At 52.8% G+C, this 26,641-nt stretch carries 28 protein-coding genes, 3 tRNA genes and 1 pseudogene; 14 read left to right on the top strand and 18 right to left on the bottom strand.

Annotated features, from left to right (window positions below; all coding sequences use genetic code 11):
* Positions 1-124: 124 nt before the first annotated feature.
* Both yecR and ftnA read left to right on the top strand, forming a co-directional pair.
* On the top strand, positions 125-463 hold the full coding sequence (gene yecR, locus AC27FC_RS01975; protein ID WP_023336145.1) for a YecR family lipoprotein: 339 nt from the start codon (positions 125-127) through the stop codon (positions 461-463).
* Positions 464-667: 204 nt separating this feature from the next.
* A complete protein-coding gene (gene ftnA / locus AC27FC_RS01970; RefSeq protein WP_023336146.1) occupies positions 668-1,165 on the top strand; it encodes a non-heme ferritin in 498 nt (165 codons plus the stop codon).
* A gap of 36 nt (positions 1,166-1,201) precedes the next feature.
* Here the strand turns inward: ftnA and AC27FC_RS01965 are convergent, their stop codons facing one another.
* A complete protein-coding gene (locus AC27FC_RS01965; RefSeq protein ID WP_039263769.1) occupies positions 1,202-1,543 on the bottom strand; it encodes a hypothetical protein in 342 nt (113 codons plus the stop codon).
* 229 nt (positions 1,544-1,772) lie between these two features.
* Between AC27FC_RS01965 and tyrP the strand changes: the two genes are divergently transcribed.
* Positions 1,773-2,984 (top strand): tyrosine transporter TyrP, encoded by a 1,212-nt coding sequence (gene tyrP / locus AC27FC_RS01960; protein WP_196354237.1) that lies wholly within the window; start codon positions 1,773-1,775, stop codon positions 2,982-2,984.
* A 33-nt stretch (positions 2,985-3,017) separates the two neighbouring features.
* On the opposite strand, the gene AC27FC_RS01955 is transcribed toward tyrP, so the two are convergent.
* Positions 3,018-3,686 (bottom strand): YecA/YgfB family protein, encoded by a 669-nt coding sequence (locus tag AC27FC_RS01955; RefSeq protein WP_029741940.1) that lies wholly within the window; start codon positions 3,684-3,686, stop codon positions 3,018-3,020.
* A 423-nt stretch (positions 3,687-4,109) separates the two neighbouring features.
* Between AC27FC_RS01955 and AC27FC_RS01950 the strand changes: the two genes are divergently transcribed.
* From AC27FC_RS01950 to AC27FC_RS01930, 5 genes are all read left to right on the top strand, one after another.
* Positions 4,110-5,231, top strand: a complete 1,122-nt coding sequence (locus AC27FC_RS01950) for a branched-chain amino acid ABC transporter substrate-binding protein (RefSeq protein WP_033145885.1) — start codon at positions 4,110-4,112, stop codon at positions 5,229-5,231.
* A gap of 99 nt (positions 5,232-5,330) precedes the next feature.
* Positions 5,331-6,245, top strand: a complete 915-nt coding sequence (locus tag AC27FC_RS01945) for an ABC transporter permease subunit (protein ID WP_023312278.1) — start codon at positions 5,331-5,333, stop codon at positions 6,243-6,245.
* 11 nt (positions 6,246-6,256) lie between these two features.
* Positions 6,257-7,531 (top strand): high-affinity branched-chain amino acid ABC transporter permease LivM, encoded by a 1,275-nt coding sequence (gene livM, locus AC27FC_RS01940; RefSeq protein WP_094935630.1) that lies wholly within the window; start codon positions 6,257-6,259, stop codon positions 7,529-7,531.
* On the top strand, positions 7,528-8,403 hold the full coding sequence (locus tag AC27FC_RS01935) for an ATP-binding cassette domain-containing protein (RefSeq protein WP_039263773.1): 876 nt from the start codon (positions 7,528-7,530) through the stop codon (positions 8,401-8,403). Before livM ends, AC27FC_RS01935 begins: the two co-directional genes overlap by 4 nt.
* A complete protein-coding gene (locus AC27FC_RS01930) occupies positions 8,400-9,116 on the top strand; it encodes an ABC transporter ATP-binding protein (RefSeq protein ID WP_094935629.1) in 717 nt (238 codons plus the stop codon). The genes AC27FC_RS01935 and AC27FC_RS01930 overlap by 4 nt, the downstream gene beginning before the upstream one ends.
* A 173-nt stretch (positions 9,117-9,289) precedes the next feature.
* Here AC27FC_RS01930 and AC27FC_RS01925 read toward each other — a convergent pair whose 3' ends face one another.
* The 7 genes from AC27FC_RS01925 to uvrY form a co-directional block, all read right to left on the bottom strand.
* A complete protein-coding gene (locus tag AC27FC_RS01925; protein ID WP_126327672.1) occupies positions 9,290-9,637 on the bottom strand; it encodes a hypothetical protein in 348 nt (115 codons plus the stop codon).
* A gap of 549 nt (positions 9,638-10,186) precedes the next feature.
* Positions 10,187-10,273: transfer RNA gene (locus AC27FC_RS01920), tRNA-Leu, on the bottom strand.
* Positions 10,274-10,285: 12 nt separating this feature from the next.
* A tRNA-Cys gene (locus tag AC27FC_RS01915) sits at positions 10,286-10,359 on the bottom strand.
* Between the two features lie 46 nt (positions 10,360-10,405).
* A tRNA-Gly gene (locus tag AC27FC_RS01910) sits at positions 10,406-10,481 on the bottom strand.
* A 152-nt stretch (positions 10,482-10,633) separates the two neighbouring features.
* Positions 10,634-11,182, bottom strand: coding sequence for a CDP-diacylglycerol--glycerol-3-phosphate 3-phosphatidyltransferase (pgsA, locus tag AC27FC_RS01905; protein ID WP_028019572.1), 549 nt, complete (start codon positions 11,180-11,182; stop codon positions 10,634-10,636).
* Positions 11,183-11,238: 56 nt separating this feature from the next.
* Positions 11,239-13,071, bottom strand: a complete 1,833-nt coding sequence (gene uvrC / locus AC27FC_RS01900) for an excinuclease ABC subunit UvrC (RefSeq protein WP_032658637.1) — start codon at positions 13,069-13,071, stop codon at positions 11,239-11,241.
* Positions 13,068-13,724 (bottom strand): UvrY/SirA/GacA family response regulator transcription factor, encoded by a 657-nt coding sequence (uvrY, locus tag AC27FC_RS01895; protein ID WP_013096026.1) that lies wholly within the window; start codon positions 13,722-13,724, stop codon positions 13,068-13,070. The genes uvrC and uvrY overlap by 4 nt, the downstream gene beginning before the upstream one ends.
* Positions 13,725-14,096: 372 nt before the next feature.
* Here uvrY and AC27FC_RS01890 point away from each other — a divergent pair.
* Positions 14,097-14,165: pseudogene (locus tag AC27FC_RS01890) on the top strand (hypothetical protein); the annotation flags it as partial.
* Between the two features lie 25 nt (positions 14,166-14,190).
* Positions 14,191-14,415 (top strand): DUF2594 family protein, encoded by a 225-nt coding sequence (locus tag AC27FC_RS01885; RefSeq protein WP_008500345.1) that lies wholly within the window; start codon positions 14,191-14,193, stop codon positions 14,413-14,415.
* 66 nt (positions 14,416-14,481) lie between these two features.
* On the opposite strand, the gene sdiA is transcribed toward AC27FC_RS01885, so the two are convergent.
* The 9 genes from sdiA to AC27FC_RS01840 all read right to left on the bottom strand — a co-directional run bounded on the left by sdiA (position 14,482) and on the right by AC27FC_RS01840 (position 22,392).
* Positions 14,482-15,204 (bottom strand): quorum-sensing transcriptional regulator SdiA, encoded by a 723-nt coding sequence (gene sdiA, locus AC27FC_RS01880; RefSeq protein WP_033145891.1) that lies wholly within the window; start codon positions 15,202-15,204, stop codon positions 14,482-14,484.
* Between the two features lie 221 nt (positions 15,205-15,425).
* The gene (gene tcyN / locus AC27FC_RS01875; protein ID WP_047061118.1) at positions 15,426-16,178 is read right to left on the bottom strand and encodes an L-cystine ABC transporter ATP-binding protein TcyN; all 753 of its coding nucleotides are present in this window, start codon (positions 16,176-16,178) and stop codon (positions 15,426-15,428) included.
* Positions 16,175-16,843, bottom strand: a complete 669-nt coding sequence (gene tcyL / locus AC27FC_RS01870; protein WP_014884380.1) for a cystine ABC transporter permease — start codon at positions 16,841-16,843, stop codon at positions 16,175-16,177. Before tcyL ends, tcyN begins: the two co-directional genes overlap by 4 nt.
* Before the next feature lie 21 nt (positions 16,844-16,864).
* A complete protein-coding gene (gene dcyD / locus AC27FC_RS01865) occupies positions 16,865-17,851 on the bottom strand; it encodes a D-cysteine desulfhydrase (RefSeq protein ID WP_196354236.1) in 987 nt (328 codons plus the stop codon).
* Between the two features lie 106 nt (positions 17,852-17,957).
* Positions 17,958-18,758 carry a cystine ABC transporter substrate-binding protein gene (gene tcyJ / locus AC27FC_RS01860; protein ID WP_196354235.1) on the bottom strand — a complete coding sequence of 267 codons (801 nt, stop codon included), beginning with the start codon at positions 18,756-18,758 and terminating at the stop codon, positions 17,958-17,960.
* Between the two features lie 86 nt (positions 18,759-18,844).
* On the bottom strand, positions 18,845-19,396 hold the full coding sequence (gene fliZ / locus AC27FC_RS01855) for a flagella biosynthesis regulatory protein FliZ (RefSeq protein WP_008500339.1): 552 nt from the start codon (positions 19,394-19,396) through the stop codon (positions 18,845-18,847).
* Between the two features lie 54 nt (positions 19,397-19,450).
* Complete coding sequence (locus AC27FC_RS01850) at positions 19,451-20,170, bottom strand: RNA polymerase sigma factor FliA (RefSeq protein ID WP_039263779.1); 720 nt, start codon at positions 20,168-20,170, stop codon at positions 19,451-19,453.
* Between the two features lie 129 nt (positions 20,171-20,299).
* Positions 20,300-21,505 (bottom strand): flagellin lysine-N-methylase, encoded by a 1,206-nt coding sequence (gene fliB, locus AC27FC_RS01845; protein ID WP_048980998.1) that lies wholly within the window; start codon positions 21,503-21,505, stop codon positions 20,300-20,302.
* 62 nt (positions 21,506-21,567) lie between these two features.
* On the bottom strand, positions 21,568-22,392 hold the full coding sequence (locus AC27FC_RS01840) for a flagellin N-terminal helical domain-containing protein (protein WP_033145896.1): 825 nt from the start codon (positions 22,390-22,392) through the stop codon (positions 21,568-21,570).
* Between the two features lie 401 nt (positions 22,393-22,793).
* On the opposite strand from AC27FC_RS01840, the gene fliD reads away from it, so the two are divergent.
* Genes fliD through amyA form a run of 4 tightly spaced genes read left to right on the top strand, consistent with a single transcriptional unit; the run spans position 22,794 to position 26,563 of the window.
* Positions 22,794-24,218: a flagellar filament capping protein FliD gene (gene fliD, locus AC27FC_RS01835; RefSeq protein WP_033145897.1), complete on the top strand. Its 1,425-nt coding sequence runs from the start codon at positions 22,794-22,796 to the stop codon at positions 24,216-24,218.
* A 21-nt stretch (positions 24,219-24,239) separates the two neighbouring features.
* A complete protein-coding gene (gene fliS, locus AC27FC_RS01830; protein WP_033145898.1) occupies positions 24,240-24,644 on the top strand; it encodes a flagellar export chaperone FliS in 405 nt (134 codons plus the stop codon).
* Between the two features lie 5 nt (positions 24,645-24,649).
* Positions 24,650-25,024 carry a flagella biosynthesis regulatory protein FliT gene (gene fliT / locus AC27FC_RS01825; protein WP_033145899.1) on the top strand — a complete coding sequence of 125 codons (375 nt, stop codon included), beginning with the start codon at positions 24,650-24,652 and terminating at the stop codon, positions 25,022-25,024.
* Positions 25,025-25,075: 51 nt separating this feature from the next.
* On the top strand, positions 25,076-26,563 hold the full coding sequence (gene amyA / locus AC27FC_RS01820; RefSeq protein ID WP_196354795.1) for an alpha-amylase: 1,488 nt from the start codon (positions 25,076-25,078) through the stop codon (positions 26,561-26,563).
* Positions 26,564-26,641 lie beyond the last annotated feature (78 nt).

Genomic DNA, 26,641 nt, shown 5'->3' with positions numbered 1-26,641 from the left:
TTAGCCTGATAGCACTCCCCTCTGACCCGTTGCGAAGAGTGAGGGCAGATTGTCCGGCTATTCCAGGCATTGCAGCGGGCATCTGCGGGTACGATAAGATATTTCCATCCACTCAGAGCGAACCATGAAAAGAGTCATTGTAGCCGGCACAATCCTGCTGCTCGCGGGGTGTAGTATCAACCGCCAGGCTGAAGTCAGCAGCCTCGACGCGCCGAACGGCATCGTCCGCCTCGATTACGGCCAGGCAGCGCTGCAAAATGCGTATTCCGATGAGTATGTGAATAACGGCACGGCGGCAAAAGCGTGTCAGAGCATGGGGTATGCCACCGCCTCAGCCTATGGTCAGCCCATCAAAACCTGCACCCTGACGAGCGGCTCTTTGTGCCTGAACGAGAGCGTGACTATCCAGTATAAATGTATGGGTTACGCCGTTAACCCTAAGTCAAATAACCCCTGGTATTAATCAACCCTGCCAGCGTTTGCTGGCAGTATATTTCATTACGAACAAAAACAATTCTCATTAATAAATTATAAAAATCGCCAATGCGTTTTATTCCCATTCGTATTTTAAATAAATAAAATAAAAATTTTACGTTTTGCAAATAATTAAATAACAAATTATAGTGTCGCTCATTGTGAACCAGAAATAATAATCCGGAGCGTCACCATGCTGAAAACTGAAATGATCGACAAGCTCAACGCACAAATGAACCTTGAGCTTTTTTCATCCCTGCTCTACCAGCAGATGAGCGCCTGGTGCAGCTACCACAGCTTCGAAGGTGCGGCCGCGTTTCTGCGTCGTCACGCTCAGGAAGAGATGACCCACATGCAGCGTCTGTTTGATTATCTTACGGATACGGGCAGCCTGCCGCGCATTGAAACCGTGACATCACCTTTCGCTGAGTATAATTCTCTCGATGAACTGTTCCGCGCCACCTACGAGCACGAGCAGCTGATCACGCAGAAAATTAACGAACTGGTTCATGCGGCGATGACCAGCCAGGATTACCCAACCTTTAATTTCCTGCAGTGGTACGTCGCTGAGCAACACGAAGAAGAGAAGCTGTTTAAATCCGTTCTGGACAAATTATCTCTGGTGGGGAAATCCGGCGAAGGTCTTTACTTTATTGATAAAGAACTTTCCACTCTTGATACGCAGAATTAATTTCAGCGCGGTGCCGGTTTCCGGCACCGCGTTAATTTACATACAGCCCGCACAGCTGGTGCAGCGCCAGTCATGGGGATTCACGGCCTGGTAAAAATAGCGGTAGCTGGAGGTCTCCAGCGGAATCCCCACCTCGAAGAACATATCCGTTAACCAGTCGACATTCTCAACAATCCACTCATCTTCCTGTAAGCCTTGCGCAAAGGTTTCATCTTCAGGATCGATAATCGAATAGATTGCCCAGGTGCCCATATCCTTTTCGCGGCGGGACTCGGGAAGTATCAGGGGCTGGTTCTGCCAGCTAATTATCCAGTGGCCATGGCACAACAGGTTGCCTCCCCGGCTCCATGCCGCGGTAAAGGGATTCTCCCCTGCCATAAAACCCTCACTTAATTTGATAATTTATATTTATTGTTTACGTTACGCCGGAATGTCGCCTGGCAACATTGCCCTTATGAAGTAGGCCTGCGCCTAAAAAGGGTCAGAGCGCCAGCAGTTCGTAAATAATTCATTACACTACTTGTAACGGTGATTTGACGAGTTACGGCTTTTCCCTTACTCTGCGCCGCAGATTTTGTCGCGGTTAAGCATCGTTGTAGAGGAAAGCGTGAAAAACAGAACCCTGGGAAGTATTTTTATCGTCGCCGGAACGACGATTGGCGCAGGAATGCTGGCAATGCCCCTGGCAGCCGCGGGCGTGGGATTTGGCATGACCCTGCTGCTGCTGGGTACGCTCTGGGCGCTGATGTGCTACACCGCCCTGCTTCTGCTTGAAGTTTACCAGCACGTGCCCGCCGACACCGGTCTGGGTTCGCTTGCGGCGCGCTATCTGGGACGCTACGGCCAGTGGATAACCGGCTTTAGCATGATGTTCCTGATGTACGCTCTGACCGCCGCCTATATCAGCGGCGCCGGGGAACTCATCGCCTCAAGCGTCAACGACTGGTTTGGCTCTGACATCACCCCGGCGACGGGGGCTATCTTCTTTGCGCTCATCGGCGGCGGCGTGGTCTGCGTGGGGACATCGCTGGTCGATCTTTTTAACCGCTTTCTGTTCAGCGCCAAAATTCTCTTCCTGATCGTCATGCTGGTGCTGCTGGTGCCGCACGTGCACAAGGTCAACCTGCTGACGCTGCCGCTGGAAAAAGGGCTGGCGCTCTCCGCGATCCCGGTCATTTTCACCTCGTTTGGCTTCCACGGCAGCGTGCCGAGCATCGTCAGCTATATGAACGGCGATATCCGCAAGCTGCGTCGCGTCTTTGTAATCGGCAGCGCGATCCCGCTGATCGCCTATATTTTCTGGCAGCTGGTGACGCTGGGCAGCATTGACTCTTCGACCTTTATTGGGCTGATGGCGCAACACGCTGGCCTGAACGGTTTTCTGCTGGCACTGCGCGAGGTTGTTACCTCCCCGCACGTGGAGCTGGCGGTACACCTGTTTGCCGACCTGGCGCTGGCAACCTCGTTCCTGGGCGTGGCGCTCGGCCTGTTTGATTATCTGGCCGACCTGTTCCAGCGTCGCAATACCGCGGCTGGACGGTTGCAGACGGGGGCCATCACCTTCCTGCCGCCGCTCGCTTTTGCGCTGTTTTACCCACGCGGGTTTGTGATGGCGCTGGGCTACGCAGGGGTGGCGCTCTCTATCCTGGCCCTGCTGCTCCCTTCCCTGCTGGCGTGGAAGAGCCGCCAGCAGCATCCTCAGCAGGGATATCGCGTGGCGGGAGGAAAACCGCTGCTGTGCGTTGTGTTTGGCTGTGGGGTGGTGATTATTCTGGTGCAGGTATTGATTGCAGCCGGGATGCTGCCGGAAGTGGGTTAAATAAAAAAGGGGCAATCATCAGCCCCTTTTTTATTAGTGCAAACAGCAGCTCTTAAACTTCTTCCCGCTGCCGCAAGGACACGGATCGTTACGCCCGACCTTCGTGCCGTTCACCGTCGGCTTCTTCACTTCCGGCTGCTGCGGGTTGTTTACCCAGTATTGATATAGACGCAGTGCCGCAGGCTGGATGCTTTCGATGCTGGCGATATACTCCTCTTCGGACAGTTCATCCAGCTTTTCGCTGTTCTCTTCCGTCCCGTGCAGGGCAATCACGTCAAGATCGGCCTTCAGGGCTTCCGGCAGGGCTGACCAGTCCGTCAGCGCCACGCCGCGCATATAGCCATAGCACCACTCTTCCACCACGGTATAGCTCTCACCATCCACGTCGTTATAACCAAACATCGGTTCAAACTGATCCGGGTACTCGCTCAGGCGCTCGGCAATATCGTTCATATGCTTAAAGCAGAGATCGATAAAACGATTCATCTCACGATCGTTTTTCCAGCGCGGAATGTACTTCTCGCCACCCCACACCGCCACCAGCCAGGCATCTGGCTCAACGACAACAGGACCGGAAAGCACTGCGGTAAGCATGCCGTCCAGTTCGGACACGTCAATCACGGACGCGTCATCATGACCGTAAGACATTAACGTCTCTTCAAGCCACGCCATTTCGCTTTCATTCAATGGGCCTTCAGTCATCGCTGATACTCCTGCAAAAGGAAACGATCCTAACACATATCTCACGCCTCTCCGGGCTGAAGTTTAGGTCTTTATTGCTGCAAAAACGTGCAAATCGTGACCTTTGCACAACTTATGGGCTTTATTGTTAACGATATGTGATCTCCGCTGTAATTTCTTCTCCTCCCGCAAGGCGGCATAACGCGGCGCTCTATACTCAAACATGTCGCATGCCCGTCAATGGGTTAACCATTCTGGCAACGTTTTTGCTTAACGTTCTTCGCGCGCCTCTGCGCAGGGAAATCTCGCCGTAATATGCAGGATGCCGTCTGTATCTTGTTCGTTTAGTGCATTTTGTTCTTGCTCGTGTTTCGGATTGGCTGCGCCGTCGGGCGTTCGGGTTTACGCCGTGGTGCAAAAACCTCTTTGCTAAGGAACATAATAATGTCGCTGAAATTAATCAGAACTCCTCTTTCTCTTGTGTTGGCCGGTTGCCTGGTGACGGCGTTTTCCGCCCGGGCAGATATTGTGATTGGCGTGGCCGGGCCGTTCACGGGTCCGAATGCCACCTATGGCGATCAGTACTGGCACGGCGCAACGCAGGCCGCTGAAGACATTAATGCCGCAGGCGGCATTAACGGCGAGAAGATCAAACTGGTTCAGGGGGATGATGCCTGCGAGCCTAAGCAGGCCGTGGCCGTCGCCAACCGTTTAGTTGACCAGGATAAAGTCAACGCCGTGGTCGGCCATTTCTGCTCCTCTTCCACAATGCCCGCCTCCGAGGTGTATAGCGACGCGGGCATTATTGCGATTACCCCCGGCTCAACTAACCCGCTGATCACCGAACGCGGCATGAGCGATATGTTCCGCATGTGCGGACGCGATGACCAGCAGGGTCAGGTTGCCAGCGACTTCATCATCGACAAGCTGAAAGCCAAACGCGTGGTGATTATTCACGATAAAGACACCTATGGTCAGGGTCTGGCTGACGCCACCAAAGCGGCGCTGGCGAAACGCGGGGTTCAGGATGTGATGTATGAGGGGTTATCTCGCGGTGAGAAAGACTTTAACGCGCTGGTGACCAAGATCGGCGCGCAAAAACCGGACGTCGTGTTCTTCGGTGGCTGTCACCCGGAAGCCGGTCCGCTGGTTCGCCAGATGCGTGAACAGGGCGTGCAGGCGAAATTCTTCTCCGGCGACTGCATTGTCAACGAAGAGATGGTGACCGCCGCGGGTGGCCCGCAATACACCAACGGCATTTACATGACCTTCGGTAAAGATCCGCGCCTTATCCCGGACGGTAAAGCGGTTATCGAGAAATTCCGCGCCGGTAAATTCGAGCCGGAAGGTTACACCCTTTACTCCTATGCCTCCGTACAGGCCATTGCCGCAGCCTTCAAGGCCACCGGCGGCAAGGACTCCGCCAAAGCCAGCGAGTGGCTTAAAGCCAATTCCGTCGACACGGTGATGGGCAAAAAAGCCTGGGACAGCAAGGGCGATCTGAAAGTGTCTGACTACGTGGTTTATCAGTGGGACGACAAAGGCAAATATAAGGAAGTGCAGTAACGGGACGGAGTCACGCTCAACGTCGGCGGGCCTGCCCGTCGGCGCGTAATAAACATCAGGCTGCGCGCATCGCGCAGCCTATAAAACGAGCGCGCTAAGATGAGTACATTCTTCCTGCAACAGTTAATCAATGGCTTAACGCTGGGCTCCGTCTACGGTTTAATCGCCATCGGCTACACCATGGTGTACGGCATTATCGGGATGATCAATTTCGCCCACGGCGAAGTGTATATGATTTCCGCCTATCTCTGCGCCATCGGCCTGGCGCTGCTCTCGTTCTTCGGTCTGCAGTCGTTCCCGCTGCTGATCCTCGGGACGCTGGTGTTCACCATCGTGGTAACCGGGGTGTACGGCTGGACCATCGAGCGTATCGCCTACAAGCCGCTGCGCAACTCGACGCGCCTGGCGCCGCTGATCTCCGCCATTGGGATGTCTCTTATTCTGCAAAACTACGCGCAGCTGAGCCAGGGTCCGCGCCAGCAAGGGGTGCCGACCATGCTGGACGGCGTGATTCGCCTGCATCTGGGCGACGGGTTCGTACAGATAACCTACACCAAAGTGTTTATTCTGGTTGCCTCGTTTGCCGGCATGCTGGTGCTCACCTGGATTATCAACCATACCCGGCTGGGCCGGATGTGCCGCGCGGTACAACAGGATCGTAAGATGGCCTCCATTCTGGGCATTAACACCGACCGGATTATTTCACTGGTCTTCGTCATCGGCGCGGCGATGGCCGGTCTGGCGGGCGTGCTGATCACCATGAATTACGGCACCTTTGATTTCTACGTCGGGTTCGTGATCGGCATTAAAGCCTTTACTGCGGCGGTACTCGGCGGCATCGGCTCCCTCCCCGGCGCCATGCTCGGTGGCCTTATCCTGGGCGTGGCGGAAGCCCAGTTCTCGGGCATGGTGAACTCAGACTATAAAGATGTCTTTTCGTTCGGCCTGCTGGTCATGATCCTTATTTTCCGTCCCCAGGGGCTGCTTGGGCGCCCGATTGTGGCCAAAGTGTGAGGGAGAGAATGATGACGTCACACGGTTTTTCACTTAAACGCTGCATGCTGGACGCGATTTTTTCCGGGCTGATTGCGCTGATTATTTTCGGCCCCATTGCGGGCGTGGTGCTGGACGGTTACAGCTTTAACTTCGCCGGGCAGCGGCTGGCCTGGATGGTCGGCATCGTCATGCTCGGGCGTTTTCTGTTGAGCGCCTTTTTAGGTACCGCCGCGGGCGCCCGTTTCCAGTCACGCTTCGAAGCCGATAGCGCGGGCGTATATGTCCGGCCACCGGAATACAAAAGCCGCATGCGCTGGATTATTCCTCTGGTGATTACCCTTGCGATTTGCTTTCCGTTTGTCGCCACGAAATATGTGCTGACCGTCGCCATTCTCGGGCTGATCTACGTGCTTCTCGGTCTGGGGCTGAATATCGTCGTGGGTCTGGCCGGTCTGCTGGATCTGGGATATGTCGCGTTCTACGCAATTGGTGCGTACGGTCTGGCGCTGGGATACCAGTATCTCGGCTTAGGCTTCTGGAGCATGCTGCCGCTGGCGGCAATTATGGCCGCCGCCGCAGGCGCCCTGCTCGGTTTCCCGGTACTGCGCATGCACGGTGACTATCTGGCCATCGTCACACTCGGGTTCGGGGAGATCATTCGCCTGATACTGAACAACTGGCTGACCTTCACCGGCGGACCAAACGGCGTCTCGGCCCCTCCCCCCACCTTTTTCGGTCTGGAATTTGGACGACGCGCGAAAGAAGGCGGCGTGCCCTTCCACGAGTTTTTCCACCTGACCTACAACCCGAACATGAAGTTTATTTTTATCTACGCGGTGCTGTTCCTGGTGGTGATGCTGGTGCTCTATATCAAGCACCGCCTGACGCGGATGCCGATTGGTCGGGCGTGGGAAGCCCTGCGTGAAGACGAAATAGCGTGCCGCTCAATGGGGTTAAATCATGTTCTGGTTAAGCTGTCGGCCTTTACGCTGGGCGCATCGACCGCGGGCATTGCCGGGGTGTTCTTCGCCACCTATCAGGGGTTCGTGAACCCGACCTCCTTTACCTTCTTTGAATCGGCGCTGATCCTCGCCATCGTGGTGCTGGGCGGGATGGGCTCGACGCTTGGCGTAGTGCTGGCCGCTTTTGTGCTCACCGTAACGCCGGAACTGCTGCGCAGTTTTGCCGAGTACCGCGTCCTGCTGTTTGGCATGCTCATGGTGGTGATGATGATCTGGCGTCCGCGCGGTTTGATCCGCATTAACCGCAGCGGGTTCGCCGTGCGTAAGGGTGTCGCACCATGAACGGAACGATATTACGCGTTGAACATCTTATGATGCACTTCGGCGGGATTAAGGCGCTAAACGACGTCAACCTGGACGTACAGCGTGGCTCAATTACCGCCCTGATTGGGCCAAACGGGGCGGGAAAAACAACCGTGTTTAACTGCCTGACGGGCTTCTACAGGGCCTCCGGAGGCAACATTTTATTTAATACCCGCCATAAAACGACCAACGTTATTCAGGTGCTCGGACAAAAATTCCAGCCGGGAGACTGGATTAACCCCGCGCAGTTCGGGCAGCGTCTTTTCTACAAAATGTTCGGCGGAACGCATCTGGTCAACCGCGCAGGGCTGGCGCGCACGTTTCAAAATATCCGTCTTTTTCGCGAGATGTCGGTCGTGGAAAACCTGCTGGTTGCGCAGCATATGCGCGTTAACCGCAATCTGCTCGCCGGGATCTTAAATACGCCGGCATACCGGCGCGCGGAAAGCGACGCCCTGGACAGGGCCTTCTACTGGCTGGAAGTGGTGGATCTGGTGGAGTGCGCCAATCGTCTGGCGGGAGAGATGTCGTACGGCCAGCAGCGGCGTCTGGAAATTGCGCGAGCAATGTGCACCGGCCCGGAAATGATCTGTCTGGATGAACCCGCCGCCGGGCTTAACCCGGTTGAAACGCATAAGCTCAGCAGCATTATTCGTTTTCTGCGGGATCATCATGACATCACGGTATTACTGATTGAGCATGATATGGGGATGGTGATGGAGATTTCGGACGACATCATCGTGCTCGACCACGGGGATGTTATTGCCAGGGGAAAACCCGAGCAGATCCAGCATGATGAAAAGGTCATTGCCGCCTACCTGGGTACGGATGAAAGCGAGGTCAACCTATGAGCGAACCGCTGCTGGCATTTCGCGAGGTGGATGTGTTTTATGGCGCCATTCAGGCGCTTAAACAGGTTTCCCTCGAAGTCAATAAAGGTGAAACCGTGGCGCTGATTGGCGCAAACGGCGCGGGTAAATCGACATTGCTGATGTCCATCTTTGGCCAGCCCCGCATTCGCAGCGGACAGATCCTTTTCGGCGGTGAAGATATCAGCCATAAATCCACCCACTACGTCGCGTCCGGCGGCATTGCGCAGGCGCCGGAAGGCAGACGAATTTTCCCGGATATGACCGTTGAAGAGAACCTGCTGATGGGGACCATCCCCATCGGCAGCCAGTTTGCCGCTGAGGATATGCAAACCATGTTCGACCTCTTCCCTCGCCTCAAGGAGCGACGCAAGCAGCGCGCGATGACCATGTCCGGCGGAGAGCAGCAGATGCTGGCGATCGCCCGGGCGCTGATGAGCCGTCCGAAGCTGCTGCTGCTGGATGAACCGAGCCTCGGTCTGGCGCCGATTGTGGTGAAACAGATCTTCCAGACGCTGCGCGAGCTGGCCCGCAACGGCATGACCATCTTTCTGGTGGAGCAGAATGCGCATCACGCGCTGAAGCTTTCCGACCGCGGGTATGTGATGGTTAACGGGCAGATCCGGCTGAGCGGCAGCGGCGAGGAGCTGCTGGGAAATCAGGAGGTGAGGAAGGCGTATTTGGGTGGGGTGTGACTGGCGGATTTCAGGCACAAAAAAACCACCTTTCGGTGGTTTCACGACACTGCTTATTGTTTTGATTATTCTTTGTTTATCATGGAACCCGGATGGGACTTGCACCCATATAGCGCGAACGATGAGGATTGTGAATAACGCGTTTTATCACAAAGTTAAGCTATAAGGACTCATTATTGCTGCGTACAGGTAAAACCGCCGTTTATAGTCGGATTACAATTAGTTTCCAGGGTAGGTTTAGGTTGAATACTTTGATTATATGCAGCGCTAGCTGCATTCAGGTTAGCCGCCTTTTGTTGCCATCCTGCTGCCGTACTTTGTGCAATAGCCGCACAATCTGCCGCACTGACCGTAGAAGTGCCCGCCTGTATTCTGGCTTGCATCATTTGAGCCGCTTCCGACCCGCTGGTGAACGTGTCACCGCTCATAGCCTGACATAATTCATAGTCAGAGGCGTTAGGATTATTAGCACATCCCGTCATCACTACTGATAAAAAAGCAGCTATCATTATTTTTTTCATTTTTAATTATCCAATTCTTTTAAAATCTAGAGTCTTTCCCGATAGGGATACGGCTTCTTGTTATTGTAAAATATACATTTTGTTAACTGAGATAGGTGTGTTTCTGGTAAAGACATTCCTTGCCAGGACTTAACCCCGTGAACATAAGACTGACGGTTTGATCCGACAATATAGCGAATCGCCACCAGCAATTATCAAATTAAACGTCTTCTCGCTACGGCTAAGATACATCACTATTATTTTTTTGCGCGAATTAATTAATATTAGAAATGCATTAACTTAAATCAGTTTGATTTGCATCAATTTATGCGAACCGTGTTTCATTCGAAACTTGAAGATACTCGACTAAAACACAACCGTCTTTAAACATGACTATCTATTTAATAAAAAAGGAAAAATGGTTGATGTAGAGTGTACGGGACAGGATTGTCCTTTTCCTGTGGCGAGTCAAGCTGACGAAAAAAGTGAACAGAAATTACAGGCACAAAAAAACCACCTTTCGGTGGTTTCACGACACTGCTTATTGCTTTGATTATTCTTTGTTTCCCATGGTACCCGGAGTGGGACTTGAACCCACACAGCGCGAACGCCGAGGGATTTTAAATCCCTTGTGTCTACCGATTCCACCATCCGGGCTCGGGAAGAAAGTGGAGGCGCGTTCCGGAGTCGAACCGGACTAGACGGATTTGCAATCCGCTACATAACCGCTTTGCTAACGCGCCGTAAAACTTTTCAAACTGACACCCGCTACTGCGCATGTCTTTAATCTGGAGCGGGAAACGAGACTCGAACTCGCGACCCCGACCTTGGCAAGGTCGTGCTCTACCAACTGAGCTATTCCCGCATGTCATCAAGTAAACATCTAACCACTTGATTTCATTATCGTCCGGCTTACTGTGCCGCCGTTCGATGCGTTGCATTCTACTGATATGACGTTATGAGTCAACGTTATTTTTTGCATCCCTGGATCGTTTGCTGAAAATTACGGCGAAACGATCACTGATCAAGCAAATCCCCGCGCGCAGCGTTCAAATATTGCAGCATGGACCACAGCGTCAGCACTGCCGCTACCCACAGCAGACCAATTCCCGCCCACTCAACCCAGGCGTTCGGACGCCAGAGCATCCAGACCAGCGCCGCCATCTGCGCCGTCGTTTTGACTTTACCAATCCACGAGACCGCCACGCTGCTGCGTTTCCCCAGTTCCGCCATCCATTCGCGCAGTGCAGAGATAATGATCTCGCGGCCGATCATGGTTGCCGCGGGCAGGGTTACCCACCAGGTATGATAGTGCTCGGCTACCAGCACCATGGCGATAGCGACCATCACTTTGTCTGCCACCGGATCGAGGAAGGCACCGAAACGGGTGCTTTGATTCCAGCGACGGGCCAGATAGCCATCAAACCAGTCGGTGACCGCTGCGATCAGGAAGATCAATGCGCAGGCGAAAGGTGCCCAGACGACCGGCAGGTAAAACGCCAGTACAAAGAACGGGATGAGTACGACACGGAAGAGAGTGAGCAACGTAGGGATATTAAATTGCATAATGACGGTAACTGTTTGTTGTCAGTAAAATTTAGCTCTATGTTGCTACAGAGCCCTCAATGTTTCAACGAGTAGTAGATCTTTTCTGCCAGCCCTTGCGAAATACCCGGCACTTTTGCAATTTCCTCCATGCTGGCGTTGAGTAATCCTTGCAATCCGCCCATATATTTCAGCAGCATCTGGCGACGTTTTGGCCCCACGCCTTCGATCGTTTCCAGGCTACTGGTATTTTTCACCTTCGCCCGTTTTTTGCGGTGACCGCTGATGGCATGATCGTGTGATTCATCGCGAATATGCTGGATGACGTGCAGCGCCGGGGAGTCCGGCGGCAGGCTGAAGCCCTCGCCTTCCGGCTCGAAGAACAATGTCTCCAGACCGGCCTTACGATCGGCCCCTTTTGCAACACCCAGCAGCAGCGGATGGTTTTTATCCCAGCTGACATCAAGCGATTCAAATACCGCTTTCGCCTGGCCGAGCTGCCCTTTCCCGCCGTCAATCAGGATCACATCCGGAATTTTGCTCTCTTCTATGGCTTTACCATAGCGACGACGCAGCACCTGATTCATGGCCGCATAGTCATCGCCCGGCGTGATCCCGGTGATGTTGTAGCGGCGATACTCGGCGCGCAGTGGGCCATTCGCATCAAACACCACGCACGACGCCACCGTCTGTTCCCCCATCGTGTGACTGATGTCGAAACACTCCATCCGTTTCACTTCCGGAAGCTTCAGCAGCGTCGCCAGGGCCGTTAAGCGCTGGTTCACCGTCGACTGCTGCGAAAGCTTCGTGGTGAGTGCCGTCGCCGCGTTGGTTCGCGCCAGCTTCAGATAACGCGCACGATCGCCGCGCGGTTTGGTTTGTACATTGACCCGGCGACCCGCCAGTTCAGAGAGCGAATCGGCCAGCAGGGTTTTATCGTCAAGATTAAAATCGAGCAGGATCTCAGAAGGCAGCGTGCGCATCTGGCTTCCCTGCAGATAGAACTGGCCGACAAAGGTTTCTACCACTTCACCCAGTTCGGTACCGCCGGGCACTTTCGGGAAATAGCTGCGGCTGCCGAGCACTTTGCCCTGGCGAATAAACAGCACGTGCACGCAGGCCATCCCGGCGTCAAAGGCTACGCCGATGACGTCGAGATCGTCACCGGTATTCGAGACAAACTGTTTCTCAGTGACTCTGCGCACCGCCTGGATTTGGTCGCGGATACGCGCGGCCTCTTCGAACTCGAGTGCGGCGCTGGCTTTTTCCATCCGCGCGATCAGCTGCGTTAAGACCTGATCGTCTTTTCCGGCTAAGAACAGGCGCACATAATCCACCTGCTGGGCATACTCTTCTTCACTTACCAGCCCTTCCACGCAAGGCCCCAGGCAGCGTCCAATCTGGTACTGCAGGCACGGGCGCGAGCGGTTACGGTAAACGCTGTTTTCACACTGGCGGATAGGGAAGATTTTTTGCAGCAGCGCCAGCGTTTCACGCACGGCATAGCCGTTAGGGAACGGCCCGAAGTATTCGCCCTTGGCGTGTTTTGCACCGCGGTGCATCGCGAGGCGCGGATGGGTATCGCCGCTCAGAAAAATAAACGGGTAGGACTTATCATCACGCAACAGAACGTTATAGCGCGGCTGGTAGAGCTTTATATAGTTGTGCTCAAGCAGCAGCGCTTCTGTCTCGGTGTGCGTGACGGTGACATCAATATTCTGAATGAGTGAGACCAGCGCTTCGGTCTTACGGGAGGCCAGGTTGCTGCGAAAATAGCTGGAGAGGCGTTTTTTAAGATCTTTTGCCTTCCCCACGTAGATAACCGTACCGCCAGCGTCATACATGCGATAGACGCCAGGCTGGCTGGTTACGGTTTTCAGAAATGCTTTTGAATCGAACACATCACTCACTGACTTAACAACGTCTCCGCATTACACAAACCGTGCCGGATGGCCAGGTGCGTCAGTTCGACGTCGCCATGAATGTTCAGTTTACTGAACATCCGGTAACGATAGCTGTTCACCGTTTTCGGGCTGAGATTCAGCTGTTCCGAGATCTCATTCACCTTCTGACCTTTGGTGATCATCAGCATAATCTGCAATTCACGCTCGGACAAACTGGCAAACGGTGATTCGGTTTTCTCGGGCTCGATCTGACTCAGCGCCATCTGCTGAGCAATGTCGGAAGCAATGTAGCGCTGTCCGGCAAACACGGAACGGATTGCATTGACGACTTCCTGCGGCGCAGCACCTTTACTCAGGTAGCCCGCTGCGCCCGCCTGCATCACTTTCGCGGGCAGTGGGTTTTCGGTATGCACGGTCAGCATGATGACTTTGGTATCAACAAAGGTACGCGCGATTTTGCGTGTTGCTTCAAGGCCACCGATACCGGGCATGTTCATATCCATCAGTACCACATCGGCCGAGTTTGTGCGGCACCATTTTACCGCATCTTCGCCGCAGCACGCCTCACCGGCAACTTTAATACCTTTAATATCTTCAAGAATGCGTCGTATCCCTGCGCGCACCAGTTCGTGGTCATCAACAAGAAGGACGTTGATCAAAGGAAATGTCTCCAGAATAGGGATAACGCTACTGAGTGATAATTTGGTTTATATTAACGGTTTTCCTCGCAAGATTAAAACGTTAAAAAACCGGCTATTCGATTTTGCTCTCGTTTTTGGAAATTAGGCTGTACAGTCCGTGGAATGAGAGACCATGCATTCAGGGCTTTTGCAGCTTTTTTTAAGCATCTGTATTCAAAAAGTTACAAAAAACTTGCAGGCTTTTCCTGCAAAAAAACAGATCTCAAATTTTTGTAACAATAATTAACGGCAAGCGAACCGGGCATAAACAATTAATAGACTTTCACGGCGGTTTAGTTTACCGGTACGTTCTGTTTACGCAATTAAACATCAACGTAAAAGTACGAAAAACAACCGCTGCATTTTTTGCTGCAGCTTGTGGTATACTCCGCCGCCTTGACTTTCGTCGTCGCGCTTTAGCGCCGTTAAATAATGAGGAAAATAAATGAGCACACCTGAATTTGCCACTGCGGAGAATAACCAGGAACTGGCACAGGAAGTAAACTGCCTGAAAGCACTGCTGACGCTGATGCTGCAGGCGATGGGCCAGGCGGATGCCGGTCGTGTGATCATTAAAATGGAAAAACAAATCGCGGAGATGGAAGACCAGGCTGAATCTGCGGTATTTGCTAACACCGTTAAGCAAATCAAACAAGCCTACCGCCAGTAACAAAAAACGGCTGGATGCAGTGCATTCAGCCGTTTGCTCGTCTGTCACGCAGAACGTATTATCCCTTCAGATCAGTCCCGTTGCCGCCGCGTAGCACGCAATCTGGGTTTTGTTAGGCGCGTTGAATTTCTTCTGCATATTTTTCTGATGGAAGTTAACGGTATTCTCTGAGATAGAGAGAATGATCGCTATTTCCGCTGACGTCTTCCCTTCCGCAGTCCATTTCAGAATTTCGCGCTCGCGTTTGCTGAATTTCATTTCGGGTGGCATGACCATCTCATCTTCAAAACGCACCAGAGAAGTTAAGGCCATTTGCACCAGCATTTGCAGCCGCAGTTCTATTTCCTCACGGGCAAACGGCCCTTCCAGTACACTAGTACGGGAAACAGACAGGAAGCCGAGCGCATGATTAGGCAACATCAGACACTGCGTTATTCCCTCGCGTAAACCGTGGTCCTGCGCGCTGTGCCATAATTCCTGCGCGTCAGCGAATAATGCGTCTGTCCAGGGTAAATGACCCTGAATGAAATTCTCCGGTTTTAAGACGGGATCAATAGCGAAATAGTTCGCGGATTGATATTGCGCCATCCACTGCTTTGGGTAAGTGGTATGCACAGAGATCTTAGGCCGGGTAAACGGTACGGGATGACGCACGCAGAGCGAGTAACAATCGAATTCAAGCGTCTGAGTTTGTCGCTGTAATTCCTGATATACCTCGTCGACACAGGTCAATTCCTGAAACCGGAGGGAGCAATCCCGTCGCCAGGTGAAAAAGTCTGAATCCTTCATACTTACTAAATGAAGCCTCTGAAAAGATAATCATTATTATGGTGAATATAACCTAACACATAAAACTTTTTTCTAACTACAAAATATCGGCATTAGCACAATTAACTTTACTATTGATAAGGTTTATCCGGGCCGGATGGAATAAAAAAACAAACGACTGCCCCCGAAGGGAGAATAATTTGCTCCAGCCTAAATTTCTGGAGCAAATTAGTGCAAAAATGCTACTGCATCAGGAATTTTTCAAGGAACTGACGGGTTCGCGGCTGCTGAGGATTAGCGAACAGGCTTTTCGCCGGCCCCTGCTCCACAATCCGCCCCTGATCCATGAAGATGGCTCTGTCAGCCACATCGCGTGCAAAGCTCATTTCATGCGTCACGATCACCATCGTCCGTTTTTCCTGCGCCAGCTGGCGAATGGTGTTCAGCACCTCACCCACCAGTTCCGGATCGAGCGCAGAGGTCGGTTCATCAAAAAGGATCACGTCAGGGCGCATAGCCAGCGCGCGCGCTATCGCCACGCGCTGCTGTTGCCCGCCCGACAGACGGCGCGGATAGCTGGTCTCTTTCCCCGCCAGCCCGACTTTAGCGAGCAGTTCGCGCGCGCGCGCCGTCGCGTCCTCTTTCGATTCACCTTTTACAATGACCGGTCCTTCAATAATGTTCTCCAGCACCGTACGGTGCGGGAAGAGATTAAAGCTCTGGAAAACGAAGCCGACATGCTGGCGCAGGCGGCGAATTAACCCTTTCTGTTGGCTAATGGATTTCCCGGTATCAATCGTTATCTCCCCTACCCGAATAGTGCCGCCTTCCGGCTGTTCAAGCAGGTTAATACTGCGCAGCAGCGTCGTTTTTCCCGAACCGCTTGGTCCGATAATCGCCACCACTTCACCCTGCTCGACTTCAAGATCGATCCCGTGGAGCACCGTTTGACCGTGGAATTTTTTCACCAGGTTTTTGACGTCGATAGCACTCATTTTGGATCACGCTCCTGGCGGTTAAGCTGGTTTTCGAAGTAGTTTTGCAGAGCAGACAGCACCGTCGCCATCACCCAGTAAATCAGCGAGGCGGCCAGATACATGGTAAAGACTTCAAGCGTGCGCGAAGTAATGAGCTGCGCCTGACGGAACAGCTCCGGTACCTGAATCGTTGCCGCCAGGGACGTATCTTTCACCAGGCTAATGAAGCTGTTGCTGAGCGGTGGAAGCGCCACGCGCGCAGCCTGCGGCAGAATGGCCCGACGCAGCGTCTGCCATGGCGTCATCCCGATACTGGCCGCCGCCTCCCACTGCCCTTTGTCAATGGAGGAGATCGCCGCTCGCAGGGTTTCTGACGTATACGCCGCGGTATTGAGCGACAGACCAATCATCGCTGCGGGGATCGGATCCAGCTCGATACCAAACTGCGGCAAGCCGTAGTAGATCATAAAGAGCTGGGCGATAAGCGGCGTGCCGCGAAATACGGAAATATAAAAGCGCGCCAGCCAGCGTACCGGCAGGATGGGTGACATGCGCATTAATGCCAGCACAAATCCCAGCACCAGCCCGAAGAACATCCCGCCGATACTGAGCTGTAACGTAAATACCGCACCTTTCAGCAGATACGGCAGAGAATCAATAACCAGCTGAATACTTTCTTGCATTATTATTTTTCGACCTGATTTTTAGACATGAGGATGGTAGGCAAACAGCGCAGGCGCCCCGCCGGTATGGACAAATAAAATCGGCCCTTCATCCTTAAAGCGTTTCTGCGCAATGCCGTCAATCAGTCCGGCCATCGCTTTGCCGGTATAGACCGGATCGAGCAGTATCCCCTCGAGGCGCGCCAGCAGCTTCACCGCCTCCATGCCCTCTTCGTTAGGCGTGCCGTAACCCGGCGCAAAATAGTCGTCCCAGAGCAGAATATCGGCCTTTGCCTTCAGCTCCAGCTGCGCGGCTACCGCCTGTTGTAAAGTAACCACTTTCGGCTTCTGATCCGCGACGCTGCGGGACACCGTCACACCAATCAGCTCGACGTCCGGCAGCAATTGTTCCAGCCCCACCGCCAGCCCGGCATGCGTGCCCGCACTGCCGGACGCAACAACCACGGAGGAGAGGCTTACCGCGCCTTCGCACTGCTGCGCGATTTCCAGCGCACTCTCCACATACCCCAGCGCGCCCAGCGCGTTCGAACCGCCGACGGGGACAACGTAGGGGCGGAACCCCTGCGCTTCCAGACGCGTCGCCAGCTCGTCGAGCTGGGCGGTCGGGTCGGTCAACGCCTCCACCATTTCGACCTGCACGTTAAACAGATCCAGCAGCAGGCGGTTACCGTTGGTAAGATAGTTTTCTGCCCGCGTGCCAATCGGGTTTTCCAGCAATGCCACGCAGTGGAGCCCGAGCTTTGCCGCCACTGCCGCCGTCTGACGAACGTGGTTGGACTGGATAGCTCCGGCGGTAATGAGCGTATCCGCGCCTTCGCGCAGTGCATCAGCCGCCAGAAACTCCAGCTTGCGCAGCTTATTGCCCCCCATCGCCATCGGCGTCACGTCGTCACGCTTGATAAAAATATCGCGCCCTAAATAATCAGAAAATCGCGGCAGGTACTCCAGCGGCGTCGGCGCGCCGATGAACCCCAGGCGGGGAAAGCGCGTTAAATTCTGTAGTGACATGGGTTCTCCGGTAACTCTGACAAAATGTGATATTTTTCATTATGCACGCAGACGCGAAAGAAATAAAAAAGGCGCTTTTAAAAGCGCCTTTTTTTACGGCAGAAGCTTATTTCGTGACGTCTGCACCGAACCACTTCTCGGAGAGCGCCTTCAGGCTTCCGTCTTTTTGCATGTCAGCAATCGCGGAATCAATCGCTTTGACCAGGTCTTCGTTACCTTTACGAACGGCAACGCCTGATTCCTGACGAGAGAACGCATCACCCGCTACCGCCAGGGTATTGTTGGTTTTCTTCACCAGATCCAGCGCTGCCAGGCGGTCAACCAGAATGGCGTCGATACGGCCCACGCGCAAATCCTGGTATTTCGTCGGGTCATCATCATAGGTGCGGATATCCACGCCCTGCACGTTCTGGCGCAGCCACTCTTCGTAGTTGGTACCCAGACCGACACCGACTTTCTTCCCTTTCAGGTCCGCGGCAGTTTTAATTCCGCCTTCGTTGCCTTTCTTCACCAGCGCCTGAATACCGGACACGGTGTACGGCGTAGAGAAGTCATATTTCTTCTTACGCTCGTCAGAAATGGTCACCTGATTAATCACCACATCAATACGTTTGGAATCCAGCGACGCCAGCATACCGTCCCATTTGGTCGGTTTCAGTGACGCTTTAACGCCGAGGTGCTTCGCCAGCTCTTCAGCAAACTCCACTTCAAAACCGGTCAGCTTACCGTCTTCGCCCTGGAAGCTGAACGGAGGATAGGTTCCTTCCAGCCCGACCAGCAGCGTACCGCGCTCTTTTACTTTATTCAGCAGGTTTTCTGCGGCGAACGTTTTCACGCTCATGCCCGCAACCAGCGCAACGGCCATAACACCCATCAGCGCCTGACGACCCAGAAGTGCAAATTTCATAAATACCCCGATATAGTGGAATTTTTACGTAGTGTAGAGAAATCGCCTGCAACGTCAAAGGCGACTGCGCTACATCTTATTCTTTTTTAATATATATCAGAAGTTGTTCCGGCGTGGGCTTTCTGCTTTATGGCACCCGGCATTTGTACCTTGTATTGAGCATACTTGCGCAGCGCAATTCGGTAGTTGTTGGTGCTGGTCGCAGGCAGCCACGGCTCCAGATTCTCATCCAGATAACCGGTTTTCAGCAGATCGCGAGAAATGTTGTTTACGGTCAGATGTTGCCCAAGGCGGCGCAGGCGAACGACATATTCGCGAACGGTGCCGTGGCTCATCTCCGTTTGTTCAAACAGGAACTGCTTGAAGCCGATAATATCGAAGAAGTCGCTTTGCTCTTTGCAGTGGAGATCCCCACAGAAACGGCAAAGCGCCACCCACTCTTTTTGCTCTTCGAGCCATGCTGCTTCGTCCATCAACGTGTCGAGACGCGAAATCGCAATCTTATTGACGATTTCGCCCCGGCGAACCAGCGTGATACGATCGAGTAACTTGTTACAGTGGGCGCAATGCGTCTGGCTGTGTTTAAAGTCTTTCAGGTAGCGGCTTAAAGGCCGTCTTTTAGATTGCTGCACCGTCATGATAACTCCTGGTTGTCAATACGTTGTGCGGCATTTTTAAGGTGAATCAATCACCTATAACTTACCCAGCTTGGTTCGTAAGCGTTTAATGGCCTGGCTGTGCAGCTGGCTCACCCGCGACTCTCCCACCTCCAGAACAGCGCCAATCTCTTTGAGGTTAAGCTCTTCCTGGTAATAAAGGGTCAATACCAGCTGTTCGCGTTCAGGCAGAGCTTCAATAGCCTCCATGACGCGCTGGCGTAAATTCCCTTCCATTAAATGGTGTAACGGGTTTTCATGCTGGTGCTCGTCCGTCACCAGCTCGATGCTATCGCCATGCTCTTCGCGCCACTCGTCATAAGAGAAGAGTTGGCTATTATTGGTATCGAGCAACATCTGACGATACTCTTCAACAGCAATGCCAAGACGCTCCGCCACTTCGGTTTCCGTTGCGTTACGTCCCAGTTCCTGTTCCAGCTGCCCCATCGCATGCGCCACTTCGCGCGCGTTGCGGCGAACACTGCGCGGCACCCAGTCGCGGCTGCGCAGCTCGTCCAGCATCGCACCACGAATACGCTGAACTGCGTAAGTCGTAAATGCCGTTCCTTGCAGAGCGTCGTATCGGTCAACTGCATTCAATAACCCGATACCGCCCGCCTGTAGCAGATCGTCGAGTTCCACGCTCGCCGGCAAGCGCACCTGGAGGCGCAATGCTTCGTGACGCACCAGCGGGACATAACGCTGCCACAGCGAGTGTTTATCCATTACACCTTCAGCGGTATAGAGTGAATTCACGATAAACAGCCCTGCGTTAGTTGAGTTATCGGCATGATTATCCGATTCTGCAGGGCGTTCAATTGGATGAAAAAGGGGGATAAAGTGAGGTTATTCTGAGGTTGCCCACAACAGGGGCAACTTTTCTGCCTAAATTAACAGTTGTAACAATGAAAGATCGTCGCCCAGTTTGACGCTATCTATATGTTGATGAAAGAGCTTTCCCGCTTCCTGATTATGCTGGCTAAGGGAGTGGAAGCTGTAAATAACATCAATAATATTATCTTGTTCAATTTTCCCCGCCACGATCGCCTGACCGGCAAGTAACGTTTTAAGGAAATAGAACTCCGCAACGATTAAATAAAGGTTATTCAACATGCTGCGGCCATTGTTCTGCGGGAAGCCCTGCTCCCAGAGTTTGTATTTAAAAAAGTTCTTGAATAAATGGTCATGTGTCGCCAGGTAACTGCCCGCCACATCGCGCCAGACGGACTCGATATTCTCCATGACCTTGTCTGCCGGCACGGTGTCACCCGCAGTCTCAAATTGTTGATAAAGCTGAGTAAAATAACGGTTTAATACCGCACCACCGCGGGCTGTCACTTTCTTCGTGAAGTAGCTCTGGATGAGCGAAATTAACGCGAATTTCAGGCTGTAGTTCTGATTAAATCCGCCTAATTCCGTTTTGATTTTACCGCTCACCAGTTCGTTAACCAGCGAGAAATAGACCGTTTCGAGCGTGCTAATATTCTCTTCGAGATTATCGAGCTTTTCCGCCACCATGAGGAATTTCACCACGGCGTAAACCTGTTCTTCAACGCTGACGCCCTCAACGCTGAAAATATTCTGGCAGAAGAGATTGATGACCTTTGCCTTCAAATCAATCATCGGCGCATTATTGACGTCCTGCTGAACAATGACAGATTCCATCAACGACATAGACTCCCGATCGTTCAACAGAAGTCGGGTCACTTCCGGACACGAGAGGTTCAGCGATTTTTCGATTTCATTTTTATAGACCCGGTTTGTCCGCGGAAACGACGTACAGGTTGGGCTTAAGGCCTGGATGCCCATGGCGCTATGAACAGAACAGAGTTTTTCCGTATCCATAAACGGGCAGTTTTTACTTTCCGTATGGAAAATCACTTCACCCCAGTGGTCATAGTTTTTTTTGGTGACTTTTATCGCCGTTTTCGCCGTCTGACGAATAGCGGCATTTTTACTGTTCAGATAGCGATTAACGGAGGATTTATCAAACGCGATGGTCCAGCCCTGACAACAATGTTCACGGCATTCCCCACCGACACATGAAAAATCTGCGACCAGCTTTGGTTGAGTGACACTGATTTGTTTCACAGGCGGATTCTCAAATAGCAGAGATAAAAAAACCCCGCCGAAGCGGGGTTTCACGCGTAAAATTAACGCAGCAGAGACAGAACGGTCTGTGGAACCTGGTTTGCCTGAGACAGAACAGAAGTACCAGCCTGCTGCAGGATCTGCGCGCGGGACATGTTGGAAACTTCAGTTGCGTAGTCAGCGTCCTGGATACGGGACTGAGCAGCAGACAGGTTAGTTGAGGTGTTGTTCAGGTTGTTGATTGCAGAAGTGAAACGGTTCTGCACAGCACCCAGACCAGAACGTGCTTTATCAACTTTAGCGATAGCTGCGTCGATGGTGCCCAGGTCGGTAGCGGTCATAGTTTTCAGGTCGATAGCAGCAACACCCAGAGTCGTGGTGTCAGCTTTTGCACCGCTCAGGTCCAGATCGATGGTGTCGCCGTCGTTCACGCCAACCTGAATTTTAACCACACCAGCAGTACCTGCAGTGCCGTCCAGCAGTTTGATGCCGTTGAAGTCAGTTTTGCCTGCAACACGGTTGATTTCATTCAGACGAGCGGTAACTTCATCCTGCAGAGAGGCCAGGTCAGAGGTGCTGTTGGTGCCGTTGCTTGCCTGAACAGCCAGTTCACGAACGCGCTGCAAGTTGTTGTTGATTTCGTTCAGAGAACCTTCAGCAGTCTGCGCCATGGAGATACCGTCGTTGGCGTTACGCGCAGCCTGGTTCATGCCTTTAATCTGAGCGGTCATGCGGTTTGCAATCGCCTGGCCAGCAGCATCGTCTTTCGCGCTGTTAATACGCAGACCGGAGGACAGACGCTCGATAGCAGTGCCCAGAGAAGACTGAGATTTGTTCAGGTTGTTCTGAGTGGTCAGGGACAACAGGTTAGTATTGATAACTGCCATAATTTTGTTTCCTTCAAAAATTGGGTTTTAGGTCCGGTGCCTAACACTCACAGCGTCTCTCACCGTCAACAAGGTTATCGACGGGTCCCCAAAAGACTTTAGAATCAATTTCGAAAAAATTGCAAAACATTGATTTTTAATCATTTTATTTTTAAAAAATCAATTAAGGTCCATCAGAGCGTTATTATTTATGCTTTTTTAACGCGCAAAGAGATGACAAAAAAGGCACACACTTATTCGTGTTTTCAATGCACGGATTATGACCCTAAAGTGCAATCCTTTCATTTACCCCGCCAGGACGTGCCTATTCTTTGGATTATTTTTTTCTCACCATCGTAAACTTTTACGTTGAGAGGCCGATAAGAGTCCTGAACTACTTTCGTATTTTAAGGAAAATATGCATGGCTACTATCAGTAACCTCGGGATAGGTTCTGCAGGACTCGGGGATTTATATAATCAGTTGGATGCAGCAGAAAGAACCAAGCTGACGACGATTACTTCCCAGCAATCAACGTATAACGCACAGTTAAGCGCTTACGGCAAACTGCAGAGCGCCATGACATCGCTGCAGACTGCGACCGCTGCGCTGGGTAAAGCAACCACCTGGAACTCAACGTCCGTTAGCAGCACCAACACGGCCTTTACCGCCACGACAACGGCTGACGCGTCCGTGGGTTCCTTTGTTGTCAACGTCAACCAGGTTGCAAAGGCGCAGGCACTGACTACCGGCTCCTATGCAAACAACACGGATCTGCTGGGCGATACGACAGGTACGACGCGTAAAATCACCATCACCCAGCCGGGCACGAAAACGCCTTTAGAGGTCACCCTGGCGGATGGCGATACGTCTCTGGCCGGGATCGCGAGCGCCATTAATAAAGCGAACGGCAACGTCACCGCCAGCGTCATTAAAGCGAAAGACGGTGATTACCGCCTGATGCTGTCATCTAAAACCACCGGTACGGATGGTGAAATGACGATCAGCGTCACTGGCGACGATAAGCTGCAAAACGCAATTGGTTACAACTCCACCACAAAAACGGGCGCACTGACGGTTAACACCGGAGCTCAAAACGCAATTGTGGTAGTGAACAGCATTTCGATTGAGCGCCAGACGAATACCATTACCGATGCCCTGCCTGGCGTGACTTTCTCGCTGAAAGCAGAAAGCAAGGCAGATGAAACATTAGAGGTGACTCGCGCAACGGATGCTAACCAGAAGGCGATCACCGACTGGGTCACGGCGTATAACTCGCTGCAGTCCACCATTAACAGCCTGACGAAGTATGTTCCGGTTGATGCAGGCGCCGGCAGCCAGTCAGCCAGCAACGGGGCACTTGTTGGTGATGCAAACGTGCGCGGGATCCAGTCTCAGCTGCGCGGCCTGCTGACCGAAGTGCAGAGCGGCTCGGTACAGATCATGGCCCAGCTTGGAATTACCCAGGACCCGGTAAAAGGTTCTGACGGTACCGTCGGTAACCTGAAAGTCGATACCGATAAGCTGAAAAAAGCGCTGACCGAGAACCCGAACGCCGTACAGCAGTATTTTGTCGGTGACGGCAAGAAAACCGGTATGGCCACTCAGATGAACAACACGCTGACCACCATGCTCAGCACCAGTACCGGCAGCGCCGGGGTGATCCAGAACGCGAAAGACGGGATCAACAAAACGCTAAAAACTCTGGGTGAGCGTTACGATGCTATGGAAGCCACTATTGATGCCACCATGGCGCGTTACAAAACCCAGTTCACCAGTCTGGACGTATTAGTCACCAAAATGACCAATACAGCCAACTACCTGACCCAACAGTTCTCACAAAAATAGTCGTAGCCTTCAGGAGTGGATATGTATAAGACCTCTGGTGTTCAATCCTATCAGCAGATAGGAGTCGAAAGCGCAGTCATGAATGCCAGTCCACACCAGCTGATTGTCATGTTGTTCGACGGGGCGCATAGCGCCCTTGTTCGCGCGCGTTTGTTCATGGAAGCCGGACAAATTCGTGAGAAAGGCGAAGCGTTAACGAAAGCCATCAATATCATCGACAACGGTTTAAAAGCAGGACTGAACATGGAGGTTGAGAGCGAGTTGTCCGGTAATCTTGCCTCCTTGTACGAATATATGGTTCGACGTTTGTTGCTGGCGAATGTCAGTAACGACGTAGACGCAATTGTTGAAGTCGAGGGTTTATTAAACAACATTGCGGATGCGTGGAAGCAAATCGGCCCCAATGCGTCCTCTATTTCAGGATAATTTTGATGAATAATCCCAGCGCAGCGCTTAGCCATTGGCAGGCGTTACATGCTCAGAGCATTGCTATGCTAAATCTCGCACATTCTGGTCAATGGGATGCGCTTATCGAGCAGGAAATGCATTATGTTCAACTGGTGGAAAAGATATCTCAAACGCCCATCATGTCATGCCCTCCGGCTCAGGTTGAGCAAGCGCGTGCGCTGCTGGAAATGATCCTTGAAAACGAGAATGCGCTAAAGGCACTGCTGAAGGTCCGCATGGACGAACTGCGTAATCTGATTGATCAAACCGGCAAACAGCAATCCATCACGTCTACCTATGGAAAGCTGTCAGGGAATATTCTTTATCCAGAAAGTTTGACCCGCGACACACAACTATGATTTCTTCATCCATACTCCAGAAGTCTGCCAATGGCTTCTGGAGCAAGGATGATGAAAAACCCCACCCTGTTACAATGTTTTCACTGGTACTACCCTGCTGGCGGTGAATTGTGGCGAGAGGTCACGGCGTTAGCTCCCAATCTTAACGAAATCGGCATCAACATGATCTGGCTGCCGCCCGCCTGTAAAGGGGCATCCGGCGGGTATTCTGTCGGCTATGACACCTATGACCTGTTCGATCTTGGCGAGTTTGACCAGAAAGGCAGTATCGCCACGAAATACGGCGACAAGGCGCAGCTGCTGGAGGCTATTGATGCCCTTAAAAGCAACGACATTGCCGTGCTGCTGGACGTGGTGGTCAACCACAAAATGGGCGCCGATGAAAAAGAGCCCGTGCGCGTTCAGCGCGTGAACGAACAGGACCGCACGCAAATCGATGACGAGGTAATTGAATGCGAAGCCTGGACTCGCTACACCTTCCCAGCCCGGGCCGGGCAGTACTCACAGTTTATCTGGGACTACAAATGCTTCAGCGGCGTCGACCATATTGAAAACCCCGATGAAGATGGCATCTTTAAAATCGTCAACGACTACACCGGCGAAGGCTGGAACGATCAGGTTGATGATGAGATGGGCAACTTCGATTACCTGATGGGCGAAAATATCGACTTTCGCAATCACGCCGTGACCGAGGAGATCAAATACTGGGCCCGCTGGGTCATGGAACAGACGCGCTGCGACGGTTTTCGTCTGGACGCCGTCAAGCATATTCCCGCCTGGTTTTACAAAGAGTGGATTGAGCACGTCCAGGAAGTCGCCGACCAGCCGCTGTTTATCGTGGCGGAATACTGGTCCCATGAGGTGGATAAACTTCAGGCCTATATCGACCAGGTCGAAGGCAAAACCATGCTGTTTGATGCCCCTCTGCAGATGAAATTCCACGAGGCGTCACGTCAGGGCCGGGATTACGACATGAGCCAAATCTTCACCGGTACCCTGGTGGAAGCCGATCCGTTTCATGCGGTCACCCTCGTCGCGAACCACGACACCCAGCCTTTGCAGGCGCTGGAAGCACCGGTCGAAGCCTGGTTTAAACCGCTGGCGTACGCGCTGATCCTGCTGCGGGAAAATGGCGTGCCGAGCGTCTTTTATCCGGATCTCTTCGGCGCCAGCTATGACGACGCGGGAGGCGACGGTGAAACGTACCATATTGATATGCCGGTCATTGAGCAGCTTCACGAGCTGATCCTCGCGCGCCAGCGTTTTGCCCACGGCGTGCAAACGCTGTTTTTCGACCATCCTAACTGCATCGCTTTCAGCCGCAGCGGCACCGATGACGATCCCGGCTGCGTGGTGGTGATGTCGAACGGGGACGACGGCGATAAGGTGATTTGTCTTGGGGAAAACTACGGCAACAAAACGTGGAGGGATTTTCTCGGCAATCGCGAAGAAACCATCACCACGGCGGCGGATGGCGAAGGGACGTTTACCTGTAATGGGGGAAGCGTCAGCGTTTGGGTGATAGAGGATGCGCTGTAGAACGGGAAACGTGCGGCCTGATGCCCTCACCCCGTCCCTCTCCCACAGGGAGAGGGCGCTAACACCAAAAACGGCAAC

Source organism: Enterobacter sp. C3_dUdeg, assembly GCF_057536195.1.
Note: the sequence above shows the minus strand (reverse complement) of the source record. Positions and strands in the feature narration are given on the sequence as shown.

Excerpts from the sequence above, each read along its gene's own strand:
- AC27FC_RS01945 (WP_023312278.1), top strand. The coding sequence starts at position 5,331 with ATGAGTACATTCTTCCTGCAACAGTTAATCAATGGCTTAACGCTGGGC.
- fliS (WP_033145898.1), top strand. The coding sequence starts at position 24,240 with ATGTATAAGACCTCTGGTGTTCAATCCTATCAGCAGATAGGAGTCGAA.
- livM (WP_094935630.1), top strand. The coding sequence starts at position 6,257 with ATGACGTCACACGGTTTTTCACTTAAACGCTGCATGCTGGACGCGATT.
- AC27FC_RS01885 (WP_008500345.1), top strand. The coding sequence starts at position 14,191 with ATGAGCACACCTGAATTTGCCACTGCGGAGAATAACCAGGAACTGGCA.
- tcyL (WP_014884380.1), bottom strand. The coding sequence starts at position 16,843 with ATGCAAGAAAGTATTCAGCTGGTTATTGATTCTCTGCCGTATCTGCTG.
- AC27FC_RS01935 (WP_039263773.1), top strand. The coding sequence starts at position 7,528 with ATGAACGGAACGATATTACGCGTTGAACATCTTATGATGCACTTCGGC.
- yecR (WP_023336145.1), top strand. The coding sequence starts at position 125 with ATGAAAAGAGTCATTGTAGCCGGCACAATCCTGCTGCTCGCGGGGTGT.
- AC27FC_RS01925 (WP_126327672.1), bottom strand. The coding sequence starts at position 9,637 with ATGAAAAAAATAATGATAGCTGCTTTTTTATCAGTAGTGATGACGGGA.
- AC27FC_RS01930 (WP_094935629.1), top strand. The coding sequence starts at position 8,400 with ATGAGCGAACCGCTGCTGGCATTTCGCGAGGTGGATGTGTTTTATGGC.
- fliT (WP_033145899.1), top strand. The coding sequence starts at position 24,650 with ATGAATAATCCCAGCGCAGCGCTTAGCCATTGGCAGGCGTTACATGCT.
- tcyN (WP_047061118.1), bottom strand. The coding sequence starts at position 16,178 with ATGAGTGCTATCGACGTCAAAAACCTGGTGAAAAAATTCCACGGTCAA.
- fliD (WP_033145897.1), top strand. The coding sequence starts at position 22,794 with ATGGCTACTATCAGTAACCTCGGGATAGGTTCTGCAGGACTCGGGGAT.
- AC27FC_RS01955 (WP_029741940.1), bottom strand. The coding sequence starts at position 3,686 with ATGACTGAAGGCCCATTGAATGAAAGCGAAATGGCGTGGCTTGAAGAG.
- sdiA (WP_033145891.1), bottom strand. The coding sequence starts at position 15,204 with ATGAAGGATTCAGACTTTTTCACCTGGCGACGGGATTGCTCCCTCCGG.
- AC27FC_RS01950 (WP_033145885.1), top strand. The coding sequence starts at position 4,110 with ATGTCGCTGAAATTAATCAGAACTCCTCTTTCTCTTGTGTTGGCCGGT.
- AC27FC_RS01965 (WP_039263769.1), bottom strand. The coding sequence starts at position 1,543 with ATGGCAGGGGAGAATCCCTTTACCGCGGCATGGAGCCGGGGAGGCAAC.
- tcyJ (WP_196354235.1), bottom strand. The coding sequence starts at position 18,758 with ATGAAATTTGCACTTCTGGGTCGTCAGGCGCTGATGGGTGTTATGGCC.
- dcyD (WP_196354236.1), bottom strand. The coding sequence starts at position 17,851 with ATGTCACTACAGAATTTAACGCGCTTTCCCCGCCTGGGGTTCATCGGC.
- ftnA (WP_023336146.1), top strand. The coding sequence starts at position 668 with ATGCTGAAAACTGAAATGATCGACAAGCTCAACGCACAAATGAACCTT.
- pgsA (WP_028019572.1), bottom strand. The coding sequence starts at position 11,182 with ATGCAATTTAATATCCCTACGTTGCTCACTCTCTTCCGTGTCGTACTC.
- AC27FC_RS01840 (WP_033145896.1), bottom strand. The coding sequence starts at position 22,392 with ATGGCAGTTATCAATACTAACCTGTTGTCCCTGACCACTCAGAACAAC.
- fliZ (WP_008500339.1), bottom strand. The coding sequence starts at position 19,396 with ATGACGGTGCAGCAATCTAAAAGACGGCCTTTAAGCCGCTACCTGAAA.
- amyA (WP_196354795.1), top strand. The coding sequence starts at position 25,076 with ATGAAAAACCCCACCCTGTTACAATGTTTTCACTGGTACTACCCTGCT.